Here is a 14,601-nt window from a genome sequence, read left to right as displayed (position 1 = left end):
CCTTATTTGCTCCTTTGCTCCGCAAGTACGGGTTCGTCTTCTAATTTTACTGATACAAGTTTTGATACGCCTGACTCCTGCATAGTTATACCATACAGGACATCCGCTCCCTCCATCGTTCCTTTACGATGTGTAATGACAATGAATTGTGTTTCACCACTAAACTTCTTCAAATATTGGCTGTAGCGCACAACATTTGCTTCATCAAGGGCAGCCTCTACTTCATCGAGAATACAGAATGGGACAGGTCTTATATTTAAGATGGAGAATAATAAAGCGATCGCCGTTAGCGCACGTTCACCACCAGAAAGCAAACTTAAGTTTTGTAACTTTTTCCCTGGAGGCTGAGCAACAATGTCAATGCCTGTTTCTAGTAAATTCTGCGGATCAATTAGCACTAAATCGGCTTGCCCTCCACCAAATAATTCACGGAATACACGTTTAAATTGTTCGCGAATCGCATAGAACGTTTCGCTAAAGCGCATTGTCATTTCTTCATCCATTTCTTTAATGGCTTCATGCAATGTTTCTTGCGCCGCAAGTAGATCCTCTCGCTGTTCAGTTAAGAAAGTATGTCGTTCAAGCACTCTTTCATATTCTTCAATCGCGCCTAAATTAACAGGGCCTAGCTCTTCAATTGATTTTTTAAGCAATTTAACACGTCGACGTACAAATTCCTCATCTTCTATAGCCTGTGCTTCTTCTTCTGCCTCTTCAAATGTTAACTGATAATTCTCCTCGAGCTGAGCTGTGAAATTGTCCATTTCAAATTCAACACGATTTCGTTTCAACTCATTTGCACGTATCGCTTCAAGATACCCCTTATGGATACGTTGTAATTCCTTCAGCTGAGCCTCTAACGATGAAAGTTCATTCTGTTGCCCTACTTTTTCCTCTTTTTTCTGAGAAATTGTCTCTTGTAGCGCATCTCTTCTGTTCTTCCATGTCAACACCTGTTCATCGACCTCTTCATCACTTAAATAATTTGTCGATTCATCAGATTGAAGCCACGATATTTCCTGAGAAATATTTTCAACTTTTTGTTGAGCTTTGTTTAATTGTAGGGCTAAGTCAGCTGTAGCTATTTGAACTTGTGACATTTGTTCTTGCATAACAGCTAATTGTGAGCGTTTTTCTGCCAATTGCTCACGTAATACATCTTTCTCTGTCTCACTTTGTAGCTTAACCTTACTTAATTGCTCAACGGTTTCATTGATTTCGATTAATTCTCCTGCAAGCGCACTTAAACGTTCCTCTGCTTCTTGCTTTTGAGCCAATAATGACTCTTCACGTGTTTTAACATCCTGTGTTTCAGTCGAAGCAAAGGTTACTCTAGCCGATAAGCTTTTTTCTACAGCCTCTAGCTCACGTAAACGACCCGCCTGCTGCATCTCATCTTTTCGTAATTGCTCCCCTTCAAGCTTCAATAGCTCTACTTGATCTCGAAGTGTTGCTAGCTTTTCTTTTTCCGCTGCAACAGCCTGTTCTGCACCATAAATGGAAGCTTGCAATGTCTCTAACTTAAGAATTAAACCATCTAATTCTGCTTTTCTTGTAAAGAGTGAAGATTGCTGTTTAAGGGCACCACCCGTTAACGAGCCCCCTGCATTAACAATATCTCCATCAAGTGTAACCACTCGATAACGGAATCCACATAATCTAGCAATTTGACTTGCCCCTTCAAGATTTGCTGCAACAATGACATTGCCTAGAAGATTTTCAACAATCGTTCGATTATCTTCATTAAAAGTCACTAACGCATCCGCCATCCGAATGAATGCTGGGTGCTCAGTTGCTAATTGGATAGTCGCTAAATTAATTTTACGTGATTTCATTACGGTTTTTGGTAAAAAAGTAGCACGCCCAGCTCGCTTTTGCTTTAGCCAATGAATAGCCTGTTGGGCATGGCGTTCATTAGTTGTAACAATATGCTGAGAGGCGGCTCCTAAAGCCGTTTCTATCGCTTGTGAGTATTTCCCCTCAACCTGGATTAATTCAGCTACAGCACCCTCAATACCTTGTAATTCACCTTTATCTCGTGCAAGCAGCACTTCTTTAACCCCTTGGAAAAACCCTGAAAAGTCAGCTTCAAGCTCCGCTAACGTATCTTTTCTAGCTTTTAGTTGCTGTTGATGCTGATAAGCCTTATAAAGCATATCTTGCTTTTCAGTAAAGGTAGAATTAACATTTTTCAACTGTATTTGTAAAGCTTCATATTGTTCTAGCTTTTCTTGTAAGTCATTTGTTGTTGAAGTATGTGCAGCTATTAGCTGTTCTTTTTCAGCAACAATTTGCATAAGCTCTTGCCCGATTTCATCAGTTTGGTCGGACATTCGTGTTGCCATAGCTTTTTGTTGAGCCAACTGCTGATCGATATTTTTCAACTCATTTTTGATGGTCGCTTCTTCATTCAACGAATCGATATATCGGTTTTTTTGCTCCTCAATTTCTTGTTCGATTTCCGTTACGGAGCGATTTAAAGATTGCTCTAACTGTTTAATGCTTTGTTTGAGCACCAACACGGCTTGTTGTTTTTCAGAAAATACGTCTTTTTTCTCCTGCTCCTGCATAAACAGTGCCTCTACTTCTGCTTTGGCCTCTTGTAATGACGTATTCAGCTGCTGTAATTGATTGGACGCATTTTGACGCTTTTCAGCCATTAGCGCCTTTCGTCCATCCCAACGTTCTACCTCCATTGTGGCATTGACTAGGTCAGCTTGAGAAACATCCAAATATTCATCAAGTTCTTTTAATAGCTTGCGAATATTAGTTGTCTGTTTATCGAAAGTAGCAATATCTTGAGCTTGCTTTTGCTCTATCTCAGATAGGTTTGTGTACTCTTCTTTAAGCGCACGCAAAGATTGTGCACAATTTTTAAAATCATGCACAAGAATGGCAATATCAAAATCTTTTAGCTCAGTAGACATTTGTACATAGTCTCTTGCACTAGATGCTTGCATTTCAAGCGGTCCAAGTCGACTGTCTAATTCATGAAGAATATCTAATACACGATATAAATTCTCATCTGTCTCAACAAGCTTATGCTCTGCTTTTTTCTTTCTTATTTTATACTTTAATACGCCAGCTGCCTCTTCAAAAATCGAACGACGGTCATCAGGTCGGCTATTTAAAATTTCATCGACACGACCTTGTGAAATTATAGAAAATGCCTCTTTTCCAAGCCCTGAATCCATAAACAAGTCCGTAATATCCTTCAGGCGACACTGCTGGTTATTTAATAAATATTCACTATCACCTGAACGGTATACGCGTCTTGTTACGCTGACCTCTGTATAGGAAAAAGCAAGTTGCTCGTCGGTATTATCTAATATTAGTGTTACCTCTGCAAAGTTGAGTGGCTTCCGAGAGTCACTCCCTGCAAAAATTACATCTTCCATCTTTGATCCACGTAACGACTTTGCCGATTGCTCACCAAGTACCCAACGTATTGCATCTGTGACATTACTTTTTCCACTGCCATTTGGTCCCACAACTGCTGTAACACCGGGTACAAAATCAATACCAATGCGCTCCGCAAATGATTTAAAGCCAATCACTTCTAGTCGTTTTAGGAACATCTTTTAAGCCTCCTCTTTCGCAGCTTCTTCTCGCATCATTCGCATCGCACATTGTGCAGCTTGCTGCTCGGCTTCTTTTTTCGATTTTCCCCGACCTATACCAAGCTCTTGTCCGTTCAGTAAGACGCTTGATACAAAGGTACGATTATGTGCAGGACCTTTTTCATCAATGATTTCATAATGAAGAAGTCCATTATTCGTTTGCTGTACCATTTCTTGCAATTGGCTTTTAAAATCCATCACATGCGAAAAAGCACCGACTTCTACTTTTGGGAACACGATACGTTCTAAAAAAGACACGACCGTTTGTAAATCCTGATCTAAATATAGGGCACCTACAAATGACTCAAACACATCTGCAAGTAGTGCTGGGCGTTCCCGTCCACCTGTTAATTCTTCACCTTTTCCAAGTAAAACAAAGCGACCAAAGCCTAGTTCATTCGCAAAAATAACTAGAGATGGTTCACAAACAATGGATGCTCGTAACTTTGTTAACTCACCCTCGCTCATATTCGGGTATTTCTCAAAAAGATATTTAGAAACAGACAGTTCAAGTACTGCGTCTCCTAAAAATTCAAGACGCTCATTATCCGTAAATAACTTACGGCGATGCTCATTCACATAAGATGAATGCGTGAATGCTTGATACAATAAATTTTTATTAACAAATGTGATATTTAATTCATGCTGTAACAGCTCGAATTGATTGCGTACTTTTTCAGGAAGTACGCCAGATTTCTGCATAGTTCCTTTTCTTTTCATAGCCATTGAACAAATCTGCCTTCCTAATAGTTTCTACCGTTTTAGTGTACCTTTTTCAAAGCGTTTATGCAAAAGTATTTCGGCTTAAACACAATATTTTGGAAAATTTTTAGAAAATTTATTTCAAATTCAATAAAGCCTTGGCACATTTGCGTCCGAATCGATCTTCGGAATATAAATCCACTGTATAATTGACACAAAAAAGGGACGTCCATAGATCGTAAACCGATCTATTTCGTCCCCTTTGAATACATCTTTGTCTATTAGATCTGCTTCTTTGTAAAGAAAAGCAGTAAACTATTTCTCTTTATTCAACCAATCATAAATACGATTTGTATAATTACGATAACCATTACACCTATAAGGGTGATAAATTTCTGCTAAATAAAGTATAAACGAAATTAGTTAATTTTACTTTCGATGTATGAAATTGCAGAACCTACTGTTGAGATTTTTTCAGCATCTTCATCAGAAATTTCCATATCGAATTCGTCTTCAAGCTCCATTACAAGCTCAACTACGTCTAATGAGTCAGCACCTAAATCATCACGGAAAGAAGCTTCAAGTGTTACTTCGCTTTCTTCAACACCTAAACGGTCCACGATTACTTTTGTTACGCGTTCTAATACTGTAGACAAATGATTCACCTCCCCTCAAATGATTATACAGAAAATTAGCGCCTATGCCTAATTCAAATTACATGACCATACCACCGTCTATATGAAGTGTTTGTCCTGTCATATAGTTAGCGTCTTCAGATGCAAGGAAAACAACTGCCTTAGCAATATCTTCCGGCTGCCCTAGTTTCGCAAGTGGGATTTGTGTTAACATCCCTTGTTTAATATCTTCTGGTAACTGATCAGTCATTTCTGTTTCAATAAAGCCAGGTGCAATAGCGTTGACTAAAATATTACGTGACGCTAATTCCTTCGCAGTTGTTTTAGTTAACCCAATAACACCTGCTTTAGCTGCAACATAGTTTGCTTGGCCCGCATTTCCAGCTACGCCAACAATCGATGAAATATTGATAATACGACCGGCACGCTGCTTCATCATTTGGCGTGTTACCGCTTTGGTACATAGGAAAACACCCTTAAGATTCGTATCTAATACATCATCCCATTCATCTTCCTTCATGCGCATAAGTAAATTATCTCTTGTAATACCAGCATTATTCACTAAAATATCAAGGGAGCCAAATGTTTTCACAGCAGTATCCATTAAGGCTGTCACTTCTTCTGTTTGAGAAACGCTAGCTTGTACAGCAATTGCCTCGCCACCGCCCTCTTGAATCATAGCAACTACTTCTTCAGCTTTTGCTTGCGAGCCGCTATAGTTCACGACAACTTTTGCACCCTCGTCAGCAAGCTTTAATGCAATAGCACGACCAATTCCTCGTGAAGCTCCTGTTACAACAACTACTTTTCCTTCAAGTTTACGCATTGATTGACCACTCCTTTGACGCTTCTAAAACCGCTTCTAGTGATGCCTCATCATAGACACAATAGGCAGTAACAGAGCGATCGATTTTTTTCAAGAGACCACTTAATACTTTACCTGGGCCACATTCAATAAAGACATCCACACCTTGTGCAATCATTTCGCGCATAGAGGCCTCCCATTGTACAGCACTATAAACCTGTTCAACAAGCTCTTGTTGAATGGCTGGAACATCCGTTAACTCCTTCGCCATAACGTTCCCTACAACAGGAATTTGCGGAGCAGCTAAAGTAACATCCGCCAACACCGCTTTCAACTTCTCTGACGATGGTCGCATTAGCTCAGAATGGAATGGACCACTTACAACTAATGATATAGCACGCTTAGCCCCTGCTTCTTTTGCAGAGCTTGATGCCTTCTCAACACCCTCTTTTGTACCTGAAATAACGATTTGACCCGGACAATTAACATTGGCTACCTGCACAGGTTCCCCTGCTGCTGACACTTGCTCAGTTACTTCATTTAACGCTTCTAATTCCATGCCTAAAATGGCTGCCATAGCACCTTGTCCAGCAGGTACAGCTTCATTCATATATAGACCACGTTTATGCACAATCTTCACTGCATCTTCAAAGGACATGACACCCGCTATGACCAATGCGCCATATTCTCCAAGAGAGTGACCTGCTGCATAATGAGGTTGAATTCCTGCTGCACGTAGCTTCTCTGCTACCATTACCCCAGTAGTAAGTAGTGCTGGCTGAGCATGATATGTTAATGTTAATTCCTCTACTGGACCTTCTAACATAAGCTTAGATAGCTCCAATTCAAGAGCTTGATCTGCACGATCATAGAAGGCTCTACTTTCCGCAGCATTTTCAACAAACTCTTGCCCCATTCCTACTACTTGCGAACCTTGTCCTGGAAAAATAAATGCAATTTTCGTCATTTGAATAGTCCCCTTTGTCTAATCAATTTCTATGTGGCGTACTGTCTCTGTAATTGTCGAAATAACAGTATGTTCTACCATTGTGTTTGCTTGGCGGATAGCACTAAAAATCGCTTTCGCATTAGATGATCCATGCGCCTTTATAACGGGTGCTTGTAAGCCAAACAATCCAGCACCACCATATTCTGTATAGTCCATTTTATGTTTTAAGTCACGTAAATTATTTTTCATAAGGACAGCTGAGATCTTCGTTTTTGTTGAAGACATAAACGCCTCTTTTAACATTGAAAATAAAGCACCTGCAGTACCTTCAATTGACTTCAGCACCATATTTCCTGTAAAGCCATCCGTAACAACGACATCAGCTACTCCTTCAAGTAAATCACGTGCCTCTACATTACCAATAAAATTCAAATCCGCTTCCTTTAATAAATCAAAGGCTGCTTTTGTTAATTCATTTCCTTTTTTATCTTCTGTACCGATATTTAATAGGCCGATTCTAGGTTTTTGTAGGCCGCCAACTTTCTTCGCATAAATATCGCCCATAATAGCATATTGCACTAAATGTTCTGGACGGGCATCTGCATTTGCACCTAAATCAAGCATTAAAAAGCCCTTACCATCAAGTGTTGGTAATGTCGTAGCTAAAGCTGGTCGAGCAATTCCCTCAATACGACCTACTTTAAATAAACCGCCTGCCATTAAAGCACCTGTATTTCCTGCTGACAGGCAAGCCTCTGCTCTACCCTCATCCACTGCGTCCATCATGCGCGCCATGGAAGAATCCTTTTTTCTACGAACAGCACGTGCTGGATCGTCCGTTCCTTCAACGACTTCCTCACAATGTACGATCGTTAATCGATCATGTTGTTTTAAAAATGGCTCGAGCTTCTCTTGCTGTCCATATAATTGAATTTCTAAATTTGGAATTTGCTCTAATGCTAAGAGTGCACCTTCAATTACTGATTTTGGTGCATTGTCTCCACCCATTCCATCAAGCGCTAATTTCATTATTACTCACCCTTACCTTTCGTACGGTACATATCAAATTCACCAACAAAAACGGTTTCACCATTCACAGTAGATGTTACCTCGACTTTTGTCCGATGATTTTTATCATCTCGTCCGACAACAATCGCTTTTGTAATAACACGATTTCCAGCACGAACAGGTTTCACAAACGTAATAGTAGAATGTACTGTCAATGCTAGTTCATCGTTAATAACGGCTACCGCTAAGGAGTTTGCTTGCGCGAACAAATGATGTCCTCGTGCGATGCCGTTGCGCTGGAAAACATGTTCTTCTTTCACATCAAAAATCGAAAGTGCTCGATTATCTAATTCAATATCAACAATTTCTCCGATGATCTCATCAATCGGTAGAGATTTTACTTCATTTTCATAGTTTTTTGAAGCGACATCTTTAATACGCTCTCGTAATTCTGGTATGGATAATTCCATACGATCTAAACGAATTGTTTGAACACTTACCTGAAACTGTGTTGCTAGCTGTTCATCTGTGACGAATGGATTTTCAGCTATCGTTTCAGATAGTAGTCGCTGTCGTTCTTTTTTTGTTCGTCTCAACATCATTCGCCACCTTTTGAGTTGTTATTAGCACTTGGTACTAATATCAGTATATAGAGGTTAAAAAAAGAATGCAAGACTTGTTTTGAAATCAAGTCCTGCATTCTCCGCATGAATCATCATACAATTATTAATCGAAGCGCTCCCCTTGCAAAACGCCAGAATTTTCTAACACTTCTCTCAAGTACCGATAGTCGTCACCATGCCAAAAATCATCGGTTTCAAGCATCGTAGTAGCATCCTTTCGAGCAGTCTCAAGAATCCGGTAATCATGTACTAAATCAGCTACTTTGAAATCTGGTAGACCACTTTGCTTACGTCCAAAGAAATCCCCTGGTCCTCGCAACTCTAAGTCTTTCTCAGCTAAGCGGAAACCATCATTTGTTTCTGTCATAGACTGCATCCTCTCTTTCCCCTCGTCAGACTTAGGATCAGCCAGTAAAATACAATAGGATTGATGTTCACCTCGTCCAACACGCCCTCGTAGCTGGTGCAATTGTGCTAAACCAAAGCGTTCAGCGTCATAGACAATCATAAATGTAGCATTCGGTACATTCACCCCTACTTCAACGACTGTCGTAGAAACTAAAACCTGTATGGACCCATCACTAAAAGCACGCATAACAGCATCCTTCTCATCTGCAGATAAACGTCCATGCATTAGACCAACTTGATAGCGGCCTGTAAAATAAGTTGCTAGCTGTTCATAGATTTCAACTGCATTTTGAACATCCAGTTTATCTGATTCCTCAATAAGAGGACAAATGGCATAGGCCTGCCTTCCAGCGGCTAGCTCTCCTTCTAGTTTTGATATAACCGATCCGAATTGTTCTTTTTTCATCCAATGGGTTTCAATCTGCTTACGCCCTGCCGGCATTTCATCAATCATCGACACATCCATTTCTCCAAACGCTGTAATGGCAAGTGTTCTGGGAATTGGAGTGGCTGTCATAAAGAGCACATCCGGGTTTTCCCCTTTATCTCTCAATATGCGACGTTGTTCAACACCAAAACGATGTTGTTCATCGGTAATAACAAAACCTAGATTTTTAAAAATAACATCAGGTTGGATTAAGGCATGTGTACCAATTACAATATCGAGCTCTCCATTTGCCAAATCTGCAAGTATAACACGGCGCTCCTTCGTTTTGGTTGAACCAGATAATAAAGCCACACGAACGCCAAATGGTTGGAACCATTCTAGCAAGTTCTCCAAGTGTTGCTCTGCTAAAATTTCTGTTGGTGCCATTAACGCACCTTGATAACCTGCTGAAACTGCAGCGTATAGGCCTATAGCTGCCACCACGGTTTTCCCCGAACCTACATCACCTTGTAATAAGCGATTCATTCGATGTGGCTCCTTCAAATCTTTACAAATTTCATTGACAACACGTTTTTGAGCATTGGTTAATTCGTATGGTAATGCCGCGATAAATTCACGTAGCATATGCACATCATATTGAATGACAGTTCCTTGTTCATTTTCCTTCCGTACCTTACGTAACGCCTGCATACGTAGTTGAAAATTTAATAGCTCTTCATAAGCAAAACGTCTTCTCGCTTGTTTAGCATGTTGTGCATCTAGCGGAAAATGAATACCCTCCAAGCCTTCCTGTATAGGCACAAGCTTATAGGAATCCTGCAAATCTTGTGGAATTGCATCAGGCAAATTAGCACCATAATCGTCCAATACTTGTCTCATATATTTTCGAAATCTTTTTTGTTGAATCAAACCTTTCAGACTGTAGACAGGCTCAAAGTCTACTTGATCCGTTTTAGGACCAAATATAACAGAAGTGCCATTGATTACTTGTCTACCACGATCCCATTTACCAGTCACCGTAATAATAGAACCAGGTACAAGCTTTTGCTTTAAATAGCCCTGATTGAAAAATACGACTTTCACTAAATGTCTTCCTGCTAAAACGGTTACTTGGAGTCTTGATTTATTGCGACCTAAAAATAAAACCGTAGGCTCCCGCTCCACCTTACACTCAACTGTAACCCGTTCGTTATGTGGTGTTTGCGCTAAATCTTTTAAACGAAAATCTTCATGTCGATGTGGGAACGTCCATAATAAATCAGCTATTGTATTGATTCCTAGTGATTCAAGATGTGCTGCTGTTTCTTTCCCGACGCCTTTTAATTCATTGACGGGTCCATATAATTCAGTCATCTTATCCCACACTCCCTTCATTGCTTGTTTATGTAGTGTTATAGCCTCTCTCTCTAATGTACCATAATTTTTTTCCCTAACCCTACACATAAGCAAAAACCCTACCAATGAATGATAGGGTTAAATTTTTGATTATTTAATTTCACAAGAGAAACATGTAATTTCTTTCACATATTGCTCATCAACTTCTATACCTAATCCAGCTTTATGGCTTAACTGCAGGATGTCTTTATAGTATGTAACATTTGCCACATCTTTTACAAACATTAAAGGCCCAACCATCTCGTTTGTATGGATAATAGACTTACTGATCGCTAGGTGCGCTCCAGCCATTGTTCCGATTGCTGATTCCACCATAGAGCCTACTTGACAAGGCATCTCTGCAGCCTCAGCCAGACTTGCAAGAGCTAGAGCTGGATATATTCCACCTGATTTCATTAATTTTATATTTAGCATATCCGCAGCACGCATTTCTATGACATCGACTAAATCATAAATATTATGAACACCCTCGTCTACCATAATACTACAAGGTGAAAGGGCTCTGATTTCTTTTAACGCTCTTAAATCATGTGCTTTTACAGGTTGCTCGTACCAGTCTACATGACAAGCTGTAGTTTCTCTTATTACTTTTAGTGTCTCCATCCTATTCCAGCCTTGATTGGCATCTACCCGCAGTTGCACCTCGTCACCTATTGCTTCTCTTACCGCACGAATACGAGCAATATCTGATTCAGCATTTGTACCAACCTTAATTTTAATATTACGGAAGCCCGATTTTACAAATTCACTTGCATCTTTAGCCATTTCCTCAGGACTCTTAATACTAATCACTCTTGGCACCTGTAATTCCTCATGTGCTTTTCCACCAATTAATTGATAAACAGGTTGTCCAGTCATTTTTCCCATCAAATCATAGAGCGCAATGTCCAATGCTGCTTTTGCTGAAGGGACTCCATCAATTTTTTCATTAAACTTTTTATGAATACGCTCTACAGCAAATGGATCTTCATTAATCAATAATGGGGCTAATTCATGTTTAATAACATGATACGTACTCTCCCAAGTTTCACCAGTCACATTTTGATCAGGCACAGCTTCGCCCCAGCCAACTACACCCTCATCCGTCTCTATTCTGGTAAGAATAGTTGGCATATCATCTAAATGAACATACGAAATAACGAATGGTTCCTTTAATTGTAAACGTGCTGCAAACACTTCAATCTTTTTTATCACGACGTATAACTCCTTTTTGTATAAATAGTCTAATTATTTATGTTGCAAGATAATGTTTATAAATAGTTGAATAGCATTAGGGAAAACATCTTCATCTACATCAAATCGTGGATGATGATGTGGATATTGGCTTTTTTCACCACCCATACCTACAAAAACAAATGCTCCAGGCTTATGTTGTAAATAATAAGAAAAATCTTCTCCACCCATGACTGGTTCGACTACTTTAAATGCGGTATCTCCAAATTGTTCCCGTACAATCGATTCAATATTTCGTGATTGTGTCGGATCATTTATGAGCGGAGGTGTTCCTAAAATAAAATCGATTTTTCCCTCTGCTCCAAATGCTCGACAAATTCCTTCTGTTAAACTTACCATTTTCGTTTTAATGATTTTTATAGTGTTCGGTGTCAAAGCTCTGATCGTTCCAGTTAATTTTGCCGTATCAGGAATAATATTATAAGTGGTTCCAGCTTGAATATTACCTACTGTAATGACACCCGCATCAATAGGATTGACATTTCTACTTATAATACTTTGAAAAGCTTGCATTAAATGGCTCGCTATATAAATAGGATCAATTGTTTCATGTGGCATTGATCCATGGCCACCATATCCTTGAATTATAATTTCAAAATCATCAATAGAAGCCATCATTGGTCCATGTGTTAGACCAATCATCCCTTTCTCTAAACCTTGCCATAAGTGAATGCCAAAAATAGCCTCTACATCTTCCAACACACCTTTTTGAATTAATAAATCAGCTCCACTTGGGGTGATTTCCTCTGCCGATTGAAATATAAACTTGATATTCGGCTCGATTTTCTCTCTATTTAAGCTTATCCATGCAGCAACTGCTAATAAAATCGCAGTATGACCATCATGGCCACACATATGAGCAACACCTTGCTTGTGAGAAATATATGGTTTGTCTCCCTCTTCTTCTATAGGTAATGCATCTATATCGGCACGTAATGCAATAGTTTTTGTTCCATTTGTCCCTTTTATAAATGCCACTACACCTGGAGGTTCGTAATCTAGAATTTCTATGTCTAACTCCTCTAGTCTTTGGCGAATAAACTCACTTGTTTCGTATTCCTGACCAGAAAGCTCTGGATATTGGTGCAGATGACGGCGATCCTCTATTGCCTTTTCTGCTAATCTTTTTATATTCATTATTTCCATTGTTAAACTCCTTTAGAAAGGTCCGTATTGTATGACTTGTGCAATAATAAGCGATATTACAGCAACTGTTACTTGAATAAGCATAAACGGAAAAATCCATTTTATCCATTTACCCCAAGGAATACCCGCAATTGATAATCCCGCCATTAAAAAACCTACAGTTGGGAAAATAATATTCGACATACCATCTCCAAATTGATAGGCAAGTACTGCTGTTTGTCTTGTAACGCCAATCATATCTGATAAAGGCGCCATAATCGGCATTGTTAAGGCAGCCTGTCCACTTCCTGATGGTACTAAAAAATTTAAAAATAACTGGAAGATAAACATCCCTACTGCATTTAGTACAGGTGGAACTGAATCAAGCAATACAGACGTGTAAAATAGGATTGTATCAATCAATCCTGAGTTATTGAAAATCACTAAAATAGACTGTGCTAATCCAATGATAAGAGCGCCACCAACTAAATCACCTGCACCCTTCATAAATGAATTAGCAATATGCGAAGGTGATAGTTTGCCAATAAGTCCCATTAAAATACCAAACAATAAAAATAAACCGGCTATTTCGGTAATGTACCAACCTAGTTTTACAACCCCGTACATCAATACGATAAAATTCAAAAGAAATGTAGCCATAACAAGCTTATGTCTTATTTCCATTTTCGAATTCGCCTGTACAATACTACCTTCATTATTAAGAAAATTTCCATAAAAGCCAATTTTAGGATTATTTTTCACTTTTCTTGCATAGCGATAAACATATATTGTTGCTACTGTGTATAAGACAATAAATATTACAATTCGAAAAGCAATTCCTGAAAATAATGGCAAGCCCGCAATTTCTTGCGCTATTCCTACTGTAAACGGATTCATAACAGCTGCCGAAAATCCTACAGATGCACCTAGAATAACGATAGCAAAACCCGTAATTGCATCAAAACCTAGGGCAACAGCAAGCGGTGCAAGAATCCCTACATACACAATCGTTTCATCAGACATCCCCATTAATGACCCAGCACAGGCGAAAAACAACATCAATACTGGTATTATTAACATTTCACGTTTAGCCATTTTTACAGATAGCATGGCGATAAAGGATTCCAATGCCCCTGTGGCTGATAGTATTCCAAAGGTACCTCCTACAATCAATACGAAGAAAATAATACTTGCTCCTTGCATCATGCCAGAATGTACGCTGCTAAAAATATCTAAAAATCCAATAGGGTTCATATCTGTAAAACTAAATGTTCCTGGTTGAATTACTTGACGTCCATTAACTTCTTCTCGTTGAAATGAACCAGCTGGGATAAAATACGTTAAAATGGATGATACAACAATAAGGCAAAAGATTAACACATAAACATTAATTCCTTTTGGTTGCTCTATTTCTTTATTAGCTATAAATTTACTCATCCGTCATCCTCCTTAGTTGAATCATTGATCAAAAACAAATTTTTATTACCACTATCAATGCATATCGCATCTCTCCAACATAAAAAGCCATCCCCTTTTTTTGAAATTTCCGTCTTCTTCATTGTAATTGATTAAAAAAAAAATAAAAAATTACTATTTCGAATAGTTACTATTGATAAATTTACATATAAATTCATCGGGATACATCAAAAAAATTACAAATAAAAAGAACATTACATTCCTGCGATTTCACCAGGCTGCAACATTCTTTTC

Annotated in this window: 11 protein-coding genes; all 11 read right to left on the bottom strand. The window is 38.9% G+C overall.

The annotated features are described in order from the left end of the window. Positions 1–2: 2 nt before the first annotated feature. Positions 3–3,578, bottom strand: coding sequence for a chromosome segregation protein SMC (gene smc, locus MKX57_RS04975; RefSeq protein WP_239354272.1), 3,576 nt, complete (start codon positions 3,576–3,578; stop codon positions 3–5). A 3-nt stretch (positions 3,579–3,581) separates the two neighbouring features. Then, positions 3,582–4,346 (bottom strand): ribonuclease III, encoded by a 765-nt coding sequence (gene rnc, locus MKX57_RS04970; protein ID WP_008181680.1) that lies wholly within the window; start codon positions 4,344–4,346, stop codon positions 3,582–3,584. Positions 4,347–4,741: 395 nt separating this feature from the next. Then, on the bottom strand, positions 4,742–4,978 hold the full coding sequence (acpP, locus tag MKX57_RS04965) for an acyl carrier protein (protein ID WP_008181678.1): 237 nt from the start codon (positions 4,976–4,978) through the stop codon (positions 4,742–4,744). A 58-nt stretch (positions 4,979–5,036) separates the two neighbouring features. Next, the gene (gene fabG, locus MKX57_RS04960; RefSeq protein ID WP_008181677.1) at positions 5,037–5,783 is read right to left on the bottom strand and encodes a 3-oxoacyl-[acyl-carrier-protein] reductase; all 747 of its coding nucleotides are present in this window, start codon (positions 5,781–5,783) and stop codon (positions 5,037–5,039) included. Further along, positions 5,776–6,729, bottom strand: coding sequence for an ACP S-malonyltransferase (gene fabD / locus MKX57_RS04955; RefSeq protein ID WP_239354270.1), 954 nt, complete (start codon positions 6,727–6,729; stop codon positions 5,776–5,778). The genes fabG and fabD overlap by 8 nt, the downstream gene beginning before the upstream one ends. Before the next feature lie 18 nt (positions 6,730–6,747). Then, a complete protein-coding gene (plsX, locus tag MKX57_RS04950) occupies positions 6,748–7,740 on the bottom strand; it encodes a phosphate acyltransferase PlsX (protein WP_089985313.1) in 993 nt (330 codons plus the stop codon). A gap of 2 nt (positions 7,741–7,742) precedes the next feature. Beyond that, on the bottom strand, positions 7,743–8,315 hold the full coding sequence (gene fapR, locus MKX57_RS04945; RefSeq protein WP_025113910.1) for a transcription factor FapR: 573 nt from the start codon (positions 8,313–8,315) through the stop codon (positions 7,743–7,745). 130 nt (positions 8,316–8,445) lie between these two features. Further along, complete coding sequence (gene recG, locus MKX57_RS04940; RefSeq protein WP_342551110.1) at positions 8,446–10,512, bottom strand: ATP-dependent DNA helicase RecG; 2,067 nt, start codon at positions 10,510–10,512, stop codon at positions 8,446–8,448. Between the two features lie 111 nt (positions 10,513–10,623). Next, on the bottom strand, positions 10,624–11,727 hold the full coding sequence (locus tag MKX57_RS04935; protein WP_008173727.1) for a dipeptide epimerase: 1,104 nt from the start codon (positions 11,725–11,727) through the stop codon (positions 10,624–10,626). Positions 11,728–11,760: 33 nt separating this feature from the next. Continuing rightward, on the bottom strand, positions 11,761–12,912 hold the full coding sequence (locus MKX57_RS04930) for an amidohydrolase (RefSeq protein ID WP_342532255.1): 1,152 nt from the start codon (positions 12,910–12,912) through the stop codon (positions 11,761–11,763). A 12-nt stretch (positions 12,913–12,924) separates the two neighbouring features. After that, positions 12,925–14,328 carry a C4-dicarboxylate ABC transporter permease gene (locus tag MKX57_RS04925; protein ID WP_342532253.1) on the bottom strand — a complete coding sequence of 468 codons (1,404 nt, stop codon included), beginning with the start codon at positions 14,326–14,328 and terminating at the stop codon, positions 12,925–12,927. Between the last annotated feature and the right edge of the window lie 273 nt (positions 14,329–14,601).

The sequence above is a fragment of the Lysinibacillus sp. FSL M8-0216 genome (assembly GCF_038595555.1).
GTDB lineage: Bacteria > Bacillota > Bacilli > Bacillales_A > Planococcaceae > Lysinibacillus > Lysinibacillus fusiformis.
Note: the sequence above shows the minus strand (reverse complement) of the source record. Positions and strands in the feature narration are given on the sequence as shown.

Bases quoted from the DNA above. Each gene is read 5' to 3' on its own strand.
- plsX (WP_089985313.1), bottom strand. From the start codon at position 7,740: ATGAAATTAGCGCTTGATGGAATGGGTGGAGACAATGCACCAAAATCA.
- MKX57_RS04925 (WP_342532253.1), bottom strand. From the start codon at position 14,328: ATGAGTAAATTTATAGCTAATAAAGAAATAGAGCAACCAAAAGGAATT.
- fabD (WP_239354270.1), bottom strand. From the start codon at position 6,729: ATGACGAAAATTGCATTTATTTTTCCAGGACAAGGTTCGCAAGTAGTA.
- fabG (WP_008181677.1), bottom strand. From the start codon at position 5,783: ATGCGTAAACTTGAAGGAAAAGTAGTTGTTGTAACAGGAGCTTCACGA.
- rnc (WP_008181680.1), bottom strand. From the start codon at position 4,346: ATGGCTATGAAAAGAAAAGGAACTATGCAGAAATCTGGCGTACTTCCT.
- recG (WP_342551110.1), bottom strand. From the start codon at position 10,512: ATGAAGGGAGTGTGGGATAAGATGACTGAATTATATGGACCCGTCAAT.
- smc (WP_239354272.1), bottom strand. From the start codon at position 3,578: ATGTTCCTAAAACGACTAGAAGTGATTGGCTTTAAATCATTTGCGGAG.
- MKX57_RS04930 (WP_342532255.1), bottom strand. From the start codon at position 12,912: ATGGAAATAATGAATATAAAAAGATTAGCAGAAAAGGCAATAGAGGAT.